General features: G+C 78.5%; 8 protein-coding genes and 1 pseudogene. 6 read left to right on the plus strand and 3 right to left on the minus strand.

The window, feature by feature from the left end:
* Positions 1 to 1471 precede the first annotated feature (1471 nt).
* Positions 1472 to 2938 (minus strand): FAD-binding oxidoreductase, encoded by a 1467-nt coding sequence (locus F1641_RS13585; protein WP_219729558.1) that lies wholly within the window; start codon positions 2936 to 2938, stop codon positions 1472 to 1474.
* 49 nt (positions 2939 to 2987) lie between these two features.
* Between F1641_RS13585 and F1641_RS13590 the strand changes: the two genes are divergently transcribed.
* On the plus strand, positions 2988 to 3473 hold the full coding sequence (locus F1641_RS13590) for a hypothetical protein (protein ID WP_194906438.1): 486 nt from the start codon (positions 2988 to 2990) through the stop codon (positions 3471 to 3473).
* A 96-nt stretch (positions 3474 to 3569) separates the two neighbouring features.
* Here F1641_RS13590 and F1641_RS13595 read toward each other — a convergent pair whose 3' ends face one another.
* Positions 3570 to 4421 carry a hypothetical protein gene (locus tag F1641_RS13595; RefSeq protein WP_194906439.1) on the minus strand — a complete coding sequence of 284 codons (852 nt, stop codon included), beginning with the start codon at positions 4419 to 4421 and terminating at the stop codon, positions 3570 to 3572.
* 174 nt (positions 4422 to 4595) lie between these two features.
* On the opposite strand from F1641_RS13595, the gene F1641_RS13600 reads away from it, so the two are divergent.
* From F1641_RS13600 to F1641_RS20010, 5 genes and pseudogenes are all read left to right on the plus strand, one after another.
* Complete coding sequence (locus F1641_RS13600; RefSeq protein WP_194906440.1) at positions 4596 to 5513, plus strand: hypothetical protein; 918 nt, start codon at positions 4596 to 4598, stop codon at positions 5511 to 5513.
* 229 nt (positions 5514 to 5742) lie between these two features.
* Complete coding sequence (locus F1641_RS13605) at positions 5743 to 11448, plus strand: hypothetical protein (protein ID WP_194906441.1); 5706 nt, start codon at positions 5743 to 5745, stop codon at positions 11446 to 11448.
* A gap of 19 nt (positions 11449 to 11467) precedes the next feature.
* Complete coding sequence (locus F1641_RS13610) at positions 11468 to 11827, plus strand: hypothetical protein (RefSeq protein WP_194906442.1); 360 nt, start codon at positions 11468 to 11470, stop codon at positions 11825 to 11827.
* Between the two features lie 174 nt (positions 11828 to 12001).
* Positions 12002 to 12133, plus strand: a pseudogene (locus F1641_RS23890) (ornithine cyclodeaminase family protein); the annotation flags it as partial.
* Positions 12134 to 12224: 91 nt separating this feature from the next.
* Entirely contained in the window at positions 12225 to 12806 is a 582-nt protein-coding gene (locus F1641_RS20010) for a hypothetical protein (protein WP_206691178.1), read from the plus strand.
* A 99-nt stretch (positions 12807 to 12905) separates the two neighbouring features.
* Here the strand turns inward: F1641_RS20010 and F1641_RS13620 are convergent, their stop codons facing one another.
* A complete protein-coding gene (locus F1641_RS13620) occupies positions 12906 to 13820 on the minus strand; it encodes a LysR family transcriptional regulator (RefSeq protein WP_194906443.1) in 915 nt (304 codons plus the stop codon).
* Positions 13821 to 13848 lie beyond the last annotated feature (28 nt).

Raw genomic sequence — 13848 nt, forward strand, 5'->3', positions numbered from 1 at the left:
CTTCTGTGGTCATCTCGGATCGATCACCCATCACGGCACCGTAACCACGTTGCCGCTGGATGCCGCTGATGAAGTTGGCTGGGGCGTTTCCCGCCTCCTCGCCCGCTCATGGCGGTGATCCCGGCACCAGTCTCAAGTGGGACCGCTGGACGGTCAGCGTCTCGCTGACCACCGCTGGACGGACGCCTGCTCCCCCGTAAGCGACGATGACGGACACAACTGACCGTCTCGGAGGGGTTCGCTGGGCGCAGCGCTCAGGTCCGACGAAGGTGGACCCAGACGACAACCAGCACACTGACCAGCCAGGCGCCGACGGCGACGAAGACGGAAGTAGCTAGCCGTCCGCCGAAGACGACACCGAGGTAGGCCAACGCTGCGAAGAAGACAGCCAGCAGGACTACGCGCAGCCACATCAACCTGGAACCAGTCCTCAATGTTGCTCCCCATCTTGGGTGCTGGCTGCCGCGTCCTGCTGGCGTCAGTCCAGCGACGGACTGTTCTGGCGCGTCAGGTTCGTGTGCAACTTGGACCCCCGCTGTTCGGTCAGCGTCTCGCTAACCAGCAAGACCGTTGCACCCCACGTCACAAGAACAGGAAAAGCGTCCCTGTGGCGCAGAGGGCGACCCCCAGCACGAGGGCTCTGACACGGAATCGACGTCGCTGACGGGTGTCCACTCCGGCGCCACGGGCGCCGGCGCCAAACGCCATGAAGACCCCGACGAGCAGCAGCAACATGCCTGGGGCCAGTAGTAGGGCGCCGACACTTGTCATGAGTGGTGTTCCTTCCGCGGTCCTGTCAGCCGTTCAGTGACCGCTGAAGTGTCCGGTCTGCGTTTCGCTGACCACCGCGGTCACTGACGCGGACAGGCGGGCCTCCACAGGTGGGGGAAGGGCGATGCCTTCGGTGTCCTGCGCTGACGTGGCGCCGTGGTGGGGCCGACGATGGTCAGTGGGCCAGGAGTGCCGGTGTCAGCGGCTCAGTGGAGTGCGCACCTGACCGCCGTCAGCGACGGCCCCAGGCCGCGGATCCGGTTGTTGTCACTCTCAGTGCGCAAGTCTCGTTCGACCCGCCCGGTGGTCCGTCTCACTCCGGTGCGGCGACTGAAGATCGACATGGGTCGCCTGTGCTTGCGGCATCGGCGACCCCTTCGCACAGACGACCGGTCCCGCGACGTCGCACCGCTCCCGTGTCGTCCAGGGGGCGCTGTCCCTCCACACGTGGTCTCCGTGGCCCTGCAGAGGCGACTCGTGGTGCTGACGAGTTCTGCGACGCCTGCAGTCAGCCGGTGACTCCCGCGCAGGCCGCGGCTGTGCGTACGGAACCGCTGGTCGGGCGGGGGGCAAGGCCCGGAAGGAGGCAGCGCTGCCCCCAGCCGGGTCGACCCCCAGCACGACCCTTCTGACCTGCGAGCCCCCGCCGCAACCCGCCGTCCGCAGTCCGCCGTCCACAGCCCACCGCCGTACGACGTCGTCAGTGGTGGCCGGCGACCCTCCCCGCGAGCCCCGCGAGCGGTGACGTCCGGGTGCGCCCGCGCGCCTCCGCCGCGTCCGCGGCCCGGTAGGCGGCGTACAGCCCGTGGACGGCGAGCCACCGCAGGGGCTCGGGCTCCCACCGGCGCACCCGGTGCCCCACCCACGGCAGCTCGGTGAGCGTCGTGCGCTGGCCGAGCACGAGGTCGCGCAGGGTCCGGCCGGCGAGGTTGGTGGCGGTGACGCCGGTGCCGACGTAGCCGCCCGCCCAGGCGAGCGCCGTGCCGTCGTCGGCGCGCTCGAGGCCGACGGACGCGTGCCAGTCGCGGGGGACCGCCAGGACCCCCGACCACGCGTGCTCCAGCGGCGCGCGCCCGTCGGGGGTGAGCTCGCGGAGCACGGGGAAGAACCGCTCCAGCACGGTGCGGAGCCCCTCGACCGTGCGGGCGGGGGTCTCGCCGTCGGCGGTGGTACGGGCGGTGCGCGAGCCGTAGGAGTACGGGACGCCGCGGCCGCCGATCGCGATCCGGTCGTCCGCGGTCCGCTGCGCGTACGCGTAGACGTGCGCCGCGTCACCGAGCGTGGCCCGCCCGTCCCACCCGATCGCTTCCCACACCGCCGCCGGCAGCGGCGCGGTCACGACCATGGAGGAGTTCATCGGGAGCCAGTCGCGGTGGTGGCCGGCGAGGTCGGCGGTGTACCCCTCCGTGGCGCGCACGACCACGCGGGCCCGCACCTCACCGCGCTCGCCCCCGAGCCCGCCGACCTCCGTCACCACCCGACCCGGCGCGACCGAGGTGGCGCGCGTCCCCTCGTGCAGCTCCACCCCGAGCCCGACGACGGCGTCCGCCAGACCCCGCGCCAGCTTCGCGGGATGGATCCGCGCGCAGTGCGGGTGCCACAGCGCCGCCGACGTCCCCGCCACGCCGATGCGCGCCGTCGCCTCCTCGGCGTCGAGCCACCGCACGTCGGTCCCCGCGCGCGACGCCATCGACGCGTGCAGCGCCCGCAGCCTCGCCAGCTGCGCCGGCCCGCGCGCCACGGTGTGCTCCCCGCCGAGGTGCACGTCGGCGTCGATCCCCTCCGCCGCGGCGACGCGCACCACCTCCTGCACCGTCTCGTCCACCGCGAGCTGGAACGCGTCGACGGCGGCCGCCCCGTGGGAGCGCCGGTACCCCTCCACCCCGCCGGTGATCTCGTTGGTGAGCCAGCCCCCGTTGCGCCCGGACGCCCCGCACCCCGCGAACTCCCGCTCCAGCACCACCACCCGCAGCGACGGGTCGGCGCGCTTCAGGTAGTAGGCGGTCCACAGCCCCGTGTACCCGCCGCCCACCACCGCGACGTCGCACTCCAGGGGCGACGACGACGGCGGCAGCGGCGCCCGCCGCTGCCCGGCGGCCGGGAGCCCCAGCTGCTGCCACCAGAAGGACGTCCCGCCGTCACGAACCCCGCCCACCGCGCGCTCCACCGGTCGATCTTCTCGCGCGCGAGCGGGCCCGCGGCGCGACGATGGGCGGGTGCCCGCTGTGAACCCCGCCGTGCTGCGCCAGCTGGTCGCGCTCGCGGCCAAGCGCGGCCCCGACGCCATCCGCTGGATGACGATCGTGGCGCCCTACCTGCGCGAGCCCGAGACCCGCGACAGGTTCCGCTCGCTGACCCAGCGCTGGTCCGACGCGCGCTCGGCCAAGACCCCCGAGTCGCGCCTGGCGCAGCAGATCGCCGCCCTCGTCGACCACGCCACCTCCGCCCGCGCCGACGCCGACGGCGACGCCCAGCGCGCGCAGGCCGACGCCTGGCTCCGCCGCGCCCGCGCCCTGGAGCGCTCGCGGCACCTGCTGCTCGGCACCACGACGCCGTCGAAGGCCGACGCCCCGCGCCGGCGCCAGGCGGTGGAGCGGCTCACCCCGGAGATCGAGCGGCTCCGCACCGAGATGCTCGAGGCGATGCTCACGCTCGGCCACGGTGACGGTGACGGGTCCGACGGCGGCGCTGCGACGACCTGACGTCCGGGTGCTCCGCAGATGGGCCCCTTCAGCGTGACCAGACGGTCACGCCGAAGGGGCCCATCTGCGGAGCAGCGCGACCCGGCTCCGCGGCCCTCAGACCACCGGGCCGCGCCCGAGGCGCACGGTGCTCGACTCGACGCGTCGCCTCAGGTCCGACCACCGCGACCACACGGCCCACCCGAGCAGCACCACGGCGCCCACGGCGGCCAGCGCCGCCAGCACCCCGCCGCCCTCGCGGGCACCCGCCCCGAACGCCACCGCGAGCAGCCCCCACACCGCGGCGAGCGTGCTCGCCGCCCGGGCCCGCCACCGCGAGACGACGGCGGCGCCCGCCCCCAGGGCCAGCAGCAGAGCGCCCGCCTGCCACGCGGCGGCTCCCGCGCCGACCACCGGCAGGCCCAGCCCGGCCAGCGCCGAGGCGAGGTTCACCGGCACGGCCACCGCCGACCACCCCGTGTACACGCCGAGCGTGCCGATCAGCAGGAGCCGGGTGGGGACGCCCATCAGACGCCGGTGCCGCAGCGCGGTGCTGTACGCGACCACCAGCAGCGCGAGCACCACCACGAACACCGCGAAGGTCGCCCACGCCGGGGCCGTCGCCGCGACCACGAGCCACGCCGTGAAGCCCGCCATCGCCCCCATCAGCGGCCAGGCCACCCGGCGCAGGGCGGGCTCGTCACCGCGGTGCGCCGGCAGCTGGTGGACGCCGTACAGCAGGCACCCCGCGACCACGACGCCCCAGATGCTGAAGGCCCACCCCGCCGGCGTGATGAGCAGGTCGGCGCTGGTGCCGGAGGGGCGGCCGCCCCCGGTCGCCGTGGCCACGACAGCCGCCAGGACCTGCGCGACGGCCAGCACGAGCACCCCCCAGCGGCGGCCGCGGGAGACCAGCGACGGGCAGGCCGGGGCGGGCGGGGGAGCGGAGGGGAGGACGCCGGCGGGCATCCCCCAGTGTCCCACCGCTGGGTCAAGAGACGGTCAAGAGATGGCTGGGAGGTCTTCCGGGGCGAGCACGCTGCGTCGTCGTGAGCCTCGTCCGACGCAGCGCGCGAGGAGGCTGCTGACCCGCCCGGGTGGCCGGGGCGCGGCGGGGGAGGACCTCCGCGCCACCCTGCCCCGGTGATGATCACCGCCCTGCGCCGGACGACCCGTCGCGCGGGCGCAGCGCTCGTGCTCGTGGTCCTCCTCGCGGCCACCTCCTCTCCTGCGACCGCAGCTGCGAAGACCTGCGGAGGCGTGGGCAGCGCGGCGAAGGAGGCGACGGTCCACGTGCGCGGCTGCCTGAGCGGCCCCGGAGGTGGGCAGGCGCCCGGCTCGAGCGGTGAACCCGCAGGCGCCGGGTCGGGGGCGACCGGCCCGCGACCCGTCGTCAAGTACGTCATCGCCTGCCCCGGCAACAGCGTCGACACCCCCGCGGAAGCCGTCATGTGCGCCCAGGCGGTCGCGGCCTGCGACCCGCCCCGCCTGCTGCACTGGCGCTACGCCGCCCCCGCGGGGCAGGCCCTGCGCCTCGACGGCACCCGCTGCCTCACGGGGGCCGAGGCCGCCGCCGGCGACGGCGCGGCGTTCCCCGGCTTCACCGTCGAGGACCTCCGCCGCCTCCCGCTGCCCCCGGGGGGCGTGGTGCTGGAGCCCGGCAACGGGTACGCCCTGACCGGGGTGCCGCTGAACGCCGTCGCCGAGGCCGCCGCGCTGGTGCTGCCCGCCGACGTCGCCGGCTTCGCCGTCCAGGTGCGCGCCACCCCGGTCAGCTACGCGTGGGACTTCGGCGACGGCACCGTCCTCGGTCCCACGGCCGACCCGGGCCAGCGGTGGGCACCCGGCCGGGGCGGCGGCGCAGCCGGCGGGGTCCAGCACACCTACCTGGCGGGCGGCGCGGTCGGCGTCGTCCTCACGACGACGTACGCGGGCGAGTTCTCGGTCGACGGCGGGGCCTTCCAGCCGGTGGTCGGCACGGCCGAGGTGGCCTCCCCGGCGGTGCCGCTGGACGTCCTGGAGGGCCGCGGGGCTCTCGTCGCCGGCGCGACACGCCGGTAGCGGCACCAGATGCCCGCCGTCGAGGCTCGGCGGGGGCACCATCGTCTGCACCAGAAGCACCACGAGTCACACCCGACTCACGCGAACGCCCGTTCGTCCGCTTTTCCCGCCGGTCCCGCCTCCGCGCGACGCACGGAGACGTCATCCGCGGCGACGCGCCGGACGCCGCACCACACCCGACGCGCCGGAAGTCCCACGCGGAGAGCGTTCGAGGTGTCACGATCCGTGCATGGAGACGCCGCGACCCGGGTACCCGGGCGAGCCGTCTCCCTGGCAGTCCGCTGAGGACGACGCCGCCGCCGCGCTCCCGCGCGTCCGCGTCGCCTCGCACCGCCAGCACACGTCCGTCGCCCTGCCGGCGGTGGCGCCCGGCGCACCGGTGCCCACTCCCACCCCCGTCGGGGCCGCCACCCGACCCGGCGCCCGGGGGCGCCCCGCCATCGACGTCCGTGACGGCCAGCCCAGGGTCTCCGACCACCTCGACCAGTGGCTCGGCACCGCCCCCGCCGCTCAGCGCCGCGCGGCCCCCGCCGTCGTCCAGCCGCAGCTGCAGCACCAGGCGCAGGCCCCCGCGCCCGCCGCCCCGGCCCCCGCGGCCCCGGCCCCGGCTCCCGAGCCCGAGCACTGGTACGGCTCCCCGCCGGCGGCCCAGGCCACCCAGCAGCCCGTGCACCACCAGCAGCACGTGCTGCCGCCGTCGTCGCAGCCGCTGGCCCCCCAGTCCGCGCGCTACGCGGCCCCGCCCCAGGCGAGCCACCAGGCCAGCTACCCGGTCGGCTACCAGGCGTCCGCCTCGTACGCCCCCGCCGCACAGCCCGCACCGCCCGCGCCGCCCGCCGCGCAGGAGCCCGGTCCCTACGAGCGCGCCGTCGAGCTGCTGAGCCTGGCCCAGCGCCACGCCGACGAGGTCCGCGCCGCCGCCGACCGCGACGCCCACGAGGCCGTCGAGCGCGCCACCGCGCACGCCGCCGCCGAGCGCGGGGAGTCCGCCCGCCAGGCCGCCGTCCTCATCCAGGCCGCCGAGGCCCGCGCCGCCGTGCTCCTGGAGCAGGCCGAGTCCGAGGCCGCGCAGTTCGACGCCCGCACCGAGGAGGGCCGCCGCGCCCTCGCGGCGATGGGCGAGGAGTACACGACGCTGCGCGAGCAGGTCGCGCTGCTCCGCACCGACCTGGGCGCGCTGCGCACCCGCCGCACCGAGGTGGGCGCCGAGGCCGCCGCCCTGGAGGACCGCGTCAGCGTGCTCCGCCAGGTCGCCGACTCCGTCGTCGACGAGGCCGCCGCCCGCGCCGCCGAGGTCACCCGCGAGGCTGCGAGCACCGTCGAGCTGGCCTCCGCGGCCCGCTCGCGCGCCGAGGCCGACGCCGCCGAGCTGCGCCTGCAGCTGGAGGCCGACCTCGAGGAGGCCCGCGCCGCGGTCGCCGCCGTGCGCACCTCCGCCGACGACGACGTGGTCCGCCTCCTGTGCGAGGCCGAGCAGACCCTCGCCGCCGCCGAGACCGACGCCGCCGCGCGCCGCGAGGCCGCCGCCGCGGACGCCGACGCCGTGCGCGCCGAGGGCCGCGCCGACGCCGACCGCCTCCGCTCCGACGCGAGCAAGCAGGCCGCGGCCGCCGTCAGCTACGCCGAGCAGCTGCGCGCCGAGGTGGCCGAGGAGGCCGACCGCATCCGCAGCGAGGCCACCGGCGTCGCCGAGCAGATGCTCGCCCAGGTCCGCGCCGACGTGGAGCAGGTGCGCGCCGACGCCGACGCCGACCGCGACGAGGCCGACCGCCTGCGCGCCGAGGCCGCCCAGCACGCCGACGACGCCGTCCGCCAGGCCCTGGAGGCCGCCCGCGCCGAGGGCGAGCGGGTGCTCGCCGACGCCGCCGCGCGCGCCGACGCCCTCGACGCCGAGGTCGCCGCGGCCGCGGAGGCCCGGCTCGCCGAGGCCGCCGCCCGGGCCGAGGCGCGCCTCGCCGAGGCCCTGACCGCCGCCGAGCAGCTGCGCTCGGAGACGGCCGCCGCCGCCGAGGAGGTCCGGGCCCGCGCCGTCGCGACCGCCCAGGCGCGCGTCGCCGAGGCCGAGGCCCACGCCGCGCGCGTGGCCGGGGAGGCCCAGAGCACCGCCGACGCCCTGCACGAGGACGCCGAGGCCGCCCGCGACGAGGCCGAGCGCATCTGCGCCGAGGCCACCGAGCTCGCCCACGAGGTCCGCGCCCAGGCGCAGGCCCTGCACGCCGAGGCCGCAGGTGCCGCTGAGGCCGCCCGCGCCGAGGCCGCGGCCCTGGTGGAGCACGAGCTGCGCGCCGTCCGCGGCGACCTCGACGCCGAGCGCACCGCCGTCTTCGCCGCCCTCGACCTCGAGCGGACCGCTGCCCTGGAGGACCTCGAGCGCCTGCGCGAGGCCGCCCGCTCGGAGAGCTCCGCGCTGCTCGAGGGGGCTCGCACGGAGGCCGCCGAGCTCGTCGCGCTGGCCCGCGCCGAGGCGTCCGCCGCGTCCGGCGACGCCGACCGCGTGCTCGCCGAGGCCACCGCCGAGGCGTCCGCGCTGCTGGTGCAGACCCGCACCGCCGCCGAGGCGATGCGCACCGAGGCCGTCTCCGACCACGAGACCGCCCTCGCCGCCGCCCGCACCGGGGCCGCCGCGCTGCTCGCCAGCGCCCGGACCGAGGCCGACGAGCTGCGCGCGGCCGCCGAGGTCGAGGCCGCCGGGCTCCGCGCCGCCGCCGAGGCCGACGCCGCGTCCGTGCGCGCCCTGGTCGAGGAGGTGCGCGAGGCCGCGCGCCTGGAGTCCGAGGCCCTGGCCGCGGACCTTGAGGGCGCCCGCACCGAGGCCGCTGCCGTGCGGGAGCGGGCCCGCGCCGAGGCCGAGGCCGCCCGCGCCGCCGTCCAGGAGCTGCAGCTCACCGCCGTCGCCGACGTCGAGGCGCTGCGCGTGCGCGCCGAGGCCGACGCCCACGCCCTGGTCACCGCCGCCGACGCCGAGGTCGCCGCCCTGCGCGCCGAGGCCACGGCCGACGCCGAGGCCCTGCTGGAGCAGGCCCGTGCGGACGCCGACGCGGTGCTGCTGGCCGCCCAGGAGCACGACGCCACCGTCCGCGGGGCCCTGGAGGCCCTCGCCACCGCGGCCCGGGTCGACGCCGCCGCCGTGCAGACCGCCGCCGCTGCCGACGCGGACGCCGTCCTCACCGCTGCCCGCGCCGAGGTCGAGGCCCTCCTCGCGGCCGCCGAGGCCGCGCGCGCCACCCAGCAGGCGGCCGTGGACGCCGACCTCGGCGCTGCCCGCGCCGAGGCCCAGCAGCTGCGCGTGGTCGCCCGCGCCGCCGCCGACGTCGTCGCCGACCGCGCCACCCGCGAGGCCGCCACCACCCTGGAGGTGGCCCGCACCGCGGCCGCCGCCGACCGCGCCCAGGCCCAGGCCCTCCTGGACGGGGCCCGCCGCCACGCCGTCGCCAGCCGCGACCGCGTCGAGGCCGTGCGCGCGCAGGCCCAGGCCGACGCCGTCGAGCTCGGCGAGGCCGCCCGCGCGTCCGCCGCCGTGCTCCACGCCGAGGCCGAGGCCGTGCTCGAGGGCGCCCGCCAGGCCGCCACCGCCACCCGCCGCGCCGCCGAGCAGCACGCCACCACCTCCGCCGACGCCGTCGACGCCCTCACCGCCGCGGCCCGCGCCGCGGCCGAGGAGCTCAACGTCGAGGTCGCCGCCGAGCTGGCCCGCACCCGCGCGCACGCCACCCACGCCCGCGGCGAGGCCGAGCGCCTGGTCGAGGAGGCCCGCGACCGCGCCCGCGGCGTGCTCGCCGAGGCCGCCGTCGACGCCGACCGGCTCTGGAAGACCGCCGCCGCCGAGGCCGACTCCCTCCACGACGACGCCGTCGAGCTGGCCGACGTCGTCCTCGAGCGCGCCCGCACCACCGCCGAGGAGCTCTGCACCGAGGCCGAGAGCGCCCTCGCCGACGCGCAGGCCGCCGTCGAGCAGGTCCTCGTCGACGCCACGGCCGAGGCCGAGTCCGTGCTGCTCGCCGCGCGCGCCGAGGCCGACGAGGTCGCCCGCGACGCCGACGCCGCCCGCGAGGAGGCCGCCGTCGAGCTCGACGAGCTGATGGCGGTGGCCCGCGCCCAGGCCGAGCGCAGCGCCGTCGCCGCGGCCGCCGAGGCCGACGACGTGCGCGCCGCCGCGCAGGTCGACGCCGAGGAGCTGCTCACCCTCGCCCGCCAGCGCGGGATCTCCCTGCTCAACGACGCCGAGGCCGCCCGCACCGCGCAGGAGGTCGAGGGCGCCGAGCTCCTGGCCTCCGCCCGCGCCGAGGCCGCGCAGATGCTGACCAGCGTCCAGACCGCCGCCGACGAGATCACCGGCCGCGCCCAGGCCCGACAGCGCGCCGCCGAGGCCGAGGCCGAGCGCGTCACGGCCCTCGCCCAGGAGCGCGCCGTGCGCGAGCGCAGCGCCGCCGAGCAGGCCGCCGCCGCCGTGCGCGCCGAGGCCCAGGGCCAGGCCCAGCGCATCGTCAAGGAGGCCACCTCGGTGCGCGAGCGCGCTCAGGCCGAGCTGGCCCGCGCCGCCACCGAGGCCGCTGCGCTGGTCGAGCGCACCGCCGCCGACGCCGTCATCACCGCCGAGCAGGCCGCCTCGGCCGCCGCCGCGCTGCGCGACGAGGCCGTGCTGCTGCGCGAGCAGGCCGACGGCGTGCTGGAGCGCGCCCGCGCCGAGGCCGCGGCCCTGCTCGCGACCACCCGCGAGAGCGCCGACGCCGAGGCCGCCCGCACCCGCGCCGAGGCCGACGCGCTGCTCGCCGCGGCCGTCGCCGAGGCCCGCCGGGCCACCAGCGACGCCTACACCGAGGCCAAGAAGGCCCTCACCGCCGCCACCGCGCACGCCGAGGCGCTGCGCGAGGGCGCCGCCGACGAGGTCGACGCCGCCCGCGCCGAGGCCCAGCGCACCCGCGCCGCCGCCGAGGCCGACGCCGCCGAGGTGCTCGCCGGGGCCCGCCGCCGCGCGGACGCCGAGGTGGCCGCGGCCGAGCAGGACCGCGGCGCGGCCGCCGAGGTCCTGGTCGAGTCGTCCCGCCGGGCGCACGCCGAGGCCGCGGCCCTGGTGCGCACCGCGCGCGAGCGCGCCCAGGAGCTCGCCGGCACGGCGCGCGCCGCCGCGGAGCGCGAGCAGGCCGAGGCCGAGGCCGCCGTCGCCGAGCTGCGCCGCACCGCCGAGGCCGAGGCCGCCCACCTGCGCACCAGCGCCGAGCAGTCGGCCGAGCAGGTCCGCACGTCCGCCGAGCGCGTGGCCGCCGAGCTGCGCGACGCGGCCAGCGCTGCCGCCGCCCAGCTGCGCGCCGACGCCGAGCACGAGGCCGACGAGGTGGTCACCTCCGCCGAGCACGAGGCCGAGGACCTCCTCGACGGCGCCACCCGCGAGGCCGACGAGCTCCGGACCAGCGCCGAGCGCGAGACCGCCGCGCAGCGGGAGCAGGCCCGCCGGGAGTCCGAGCAGCAGCGCGCCGAGGCCCGCCGCGAGCTCGCGGCCGCCCGCAGCGCCGCGCGCGAGGCGCTCGAGGTGGCGCAGTCCGAGGCCACCCGCCTCGTGACCACCGCCACGACCGAGGCCGCGGCGACCGCCGCCCGCGCCGCGGCGACCGCCGCCGACGCCGAGGCCGGTGCCCGTGCGCTGGTCGACCAGGTGGCCGAGGAGGTCGCCCGGGCCCGCAGCGAGGCCGCCGAGCAGCAGCGCAGCGCCCGCGCCGAGGCCGGGGCGCTGGTCGGCGAGGCCCGGGCCGCGGCGCAGCAGCTGCTGGCGAAGGCCACCGAGGAGTCCCGGCGGCTCCGCGCGGAGGCCGAGGAGGTGCTCGAGCAGGCGCACGCCGACGTCGAGGCGCTGCGCGCCCGCCACCAGCGGATCCTGTCGGACCTGTCCGAGCTCTCGGCCGCGGCGGCCCCCCGGCCGCGCAGCGGCTCCAGCCGCTGACCCCCGTGGCGCTCCGCTGGTGAGGGGGGCCCGCGCGCTCGTCGTCCTCGTGGGCGTCGTGCTCCTCGCCGCCTGCGGGGGAGGCCCCGCGGGCAGCAGCGCCGGCGACCCGTCGGGCAGCACGTCGGGCAGCCCGTCGGGCAGCACGACCAGCTGTCTGCCGGGCGGCGGGACGGGTGCGCAGGGCGACGCCGCGGGTGACGGCGTGGTGGGCCTGCCCGAGGCCGACGCCGTCGCGCGCGCCGAGGCCGCCGGCCTGACCGCGCGCGTGGTGGGGCGCGGGGAGGAGTGCTACGCGCTGACGATGGACTTCGTCCCCGACCGCGTGAACCTCGACCTCGACGCCGACGGCGTGGTCCGGGGCGCCTCGCGCGGCTGAGCCCGTGCCACCCTGTGGCGGGTGCTGCCCCACCACGACGCCCAGCAGGTGACGGCCGCGGTCAGCCCGGCCGACGCGGTGGCGCTCCTGCGCGGTGCGCTGCGCTCGGGGCTCGACCCCTCCGCCGACCCGCCCCGCACGGGGACCGACCTGGGCAGCGGACAGCTGCTCACCATGCCCGCCCGCGCCGGCGACCGCGTCGGCGTGAAGCTGGTCTTCGTCGCCCCCGGCAACCCCGCCCGCGGCCTGGCCAGCATCCAGGGCGTGTACCTGCTCAGCGACGCCGAGACGCTCGTGCCGCTGGCCACCCTGGACGGCGCCGCGCTGACCACCCTGCGCACCCCGGCCACCTCCGTCGCCGCGGTCGAGGCGGTGCTGTCGCGCGGCAGCGGGCCCGGTGCGCGTGGTGGTGGTCGGCGGCGGCGTGCAGGCGCGCGGTCACGCCGAGTGCCTCGACGCCGTGCTGGCCGGGTCCCGGCCGGTGGAGCGCTGCGACGTGCTCGTCCGCGACCCGGCCCGCGCCGGGGCGGTCGGCTCGTGGCTGGCGGGTGGGCGCTCCCGCGCTGCGGCCCTGGGGTCCGCGCAGGCCCGCGAGGCGCTGGCGGCTGCCGACGTCGTCGTGTGCGCCACCAGCGCCGGTGAGCCCCTCTTCGACTCCGCGGTCCTGCGCGACGACGTCGTCGTGGCCGCCGTCGGCTCGCACCAGCCCGACCGCCGCGAGCTCGACGCCGCGCTGCTGGGGCGGGCGACCGTGGTCGTCGAGGACCGCGCCACGGCCCTGCGGGAGGCCGGCGACGTGGTCCTGGCCATCGCCGAGGGGGCCCTGAGCAGCGACGACCTGGTCGACCTGGCGGCGCTCCTCGCCGAGGGCGCGACCCCGCCGGAGGGCGCCGTCGTGTTCAAGGGCACCGGGATGGCCTGGCAGGACCTCGTGGTCGCGGCGGCCGTGCACGACCGGCTCGGAGGGCCCTCGCGCTGATCGTGCGGGTGGGCGTGGGGCGTCGTGGTGGCGCTCAGCCGCATGATCGTCGCGGAGGGGGGGCCCCGGTGACGACCCTGGGGAGGGGCGCCACCGGGGTCAGGTGAGCTGGGCGCGCAGCGCGGTGACGACGGCGGCCACGGCGGGCTGGCCCACCGAGGCGGCCCGCTGGGCGGCGAACACCGTGCGCCGCGGCTGGCCGGGCAGCTCGACCAGCCGGCAGGTGGTCTCGCGGCCGGCGTGCACCAGGCCGGGGAGCAGCGCGACGGCGCAGCCGGTCTCCACCAGGCGCAGGTGGGTCTGGAGGTCGGCGCTGGTGAACCGGACGTCGGGCTCGAAGCCGCTCGTGCGGCAGGTCTGCTCGGCGAAGTGGCGGCTCGCCGTCCCCTCGGGCTCCGCGACCCACGGCAGCGCCGCGGCACCGGCGAGGTCGCTGGCGCCGGGCGCGAGGTGCTCCGGCGGCAGCGCCAGGCGCAGGGCGTCGCGGACCAGCTCGGTGCGCACCAGCCCGGGCAGGTGGGGGGCGGAGTGCGCCGGGTACTCCTCGGCGACGACGACGTCGAAGTCGCGCGCGAGGTCGTGCAGCGCCAGCTCCTCCAGCGCCGCCCCGGGCTCGGCCTGCACCACCTCCAGGCGCAGGTCGGGGTGGGAGGCTGCGAGAGACCGCAGCGCCCCCGGCAGCAGGGCGAGCGCCGCCGACTGGAACAGCGCCAGCCGCACCCGCCCCACCAGCGGCGCCTCGCTGCCGCGCCGGGAGGTCATCGCGACCCGGGTGCGGGCGCGCTCCAGCACGTCGAGGACCTCACCAGCCGCGGTGACGAGCTCCTCGGCCTCCGCAGTGAGCACCACGCGCCGTCCCGAGCGGCGCAGCAGCGGCGCCCCGGCCTCCTTGGCGAGCAGCGCCAGCTGCTGGGAGACGTGGGAGGGGGAGTAGCTGAGCGCCTCGGCGGCCGCGGCGAGCGTGCCGCGGGTCGCCACCTCGCGCAGCAGGAGGAGCCTCCGGACGTCGAGCACCGCGCCTCCTCCTCACCCTCGACCGGTC

It is taken from the genome of Quadrisphaera sp. INWT6 (assembly GCF_015390235.1).
GTDB lineage: Bacteria > Actinomycetota > Actinomycetes > Actinomycetales > Quadrisphaeraceae > Quadrisphaera.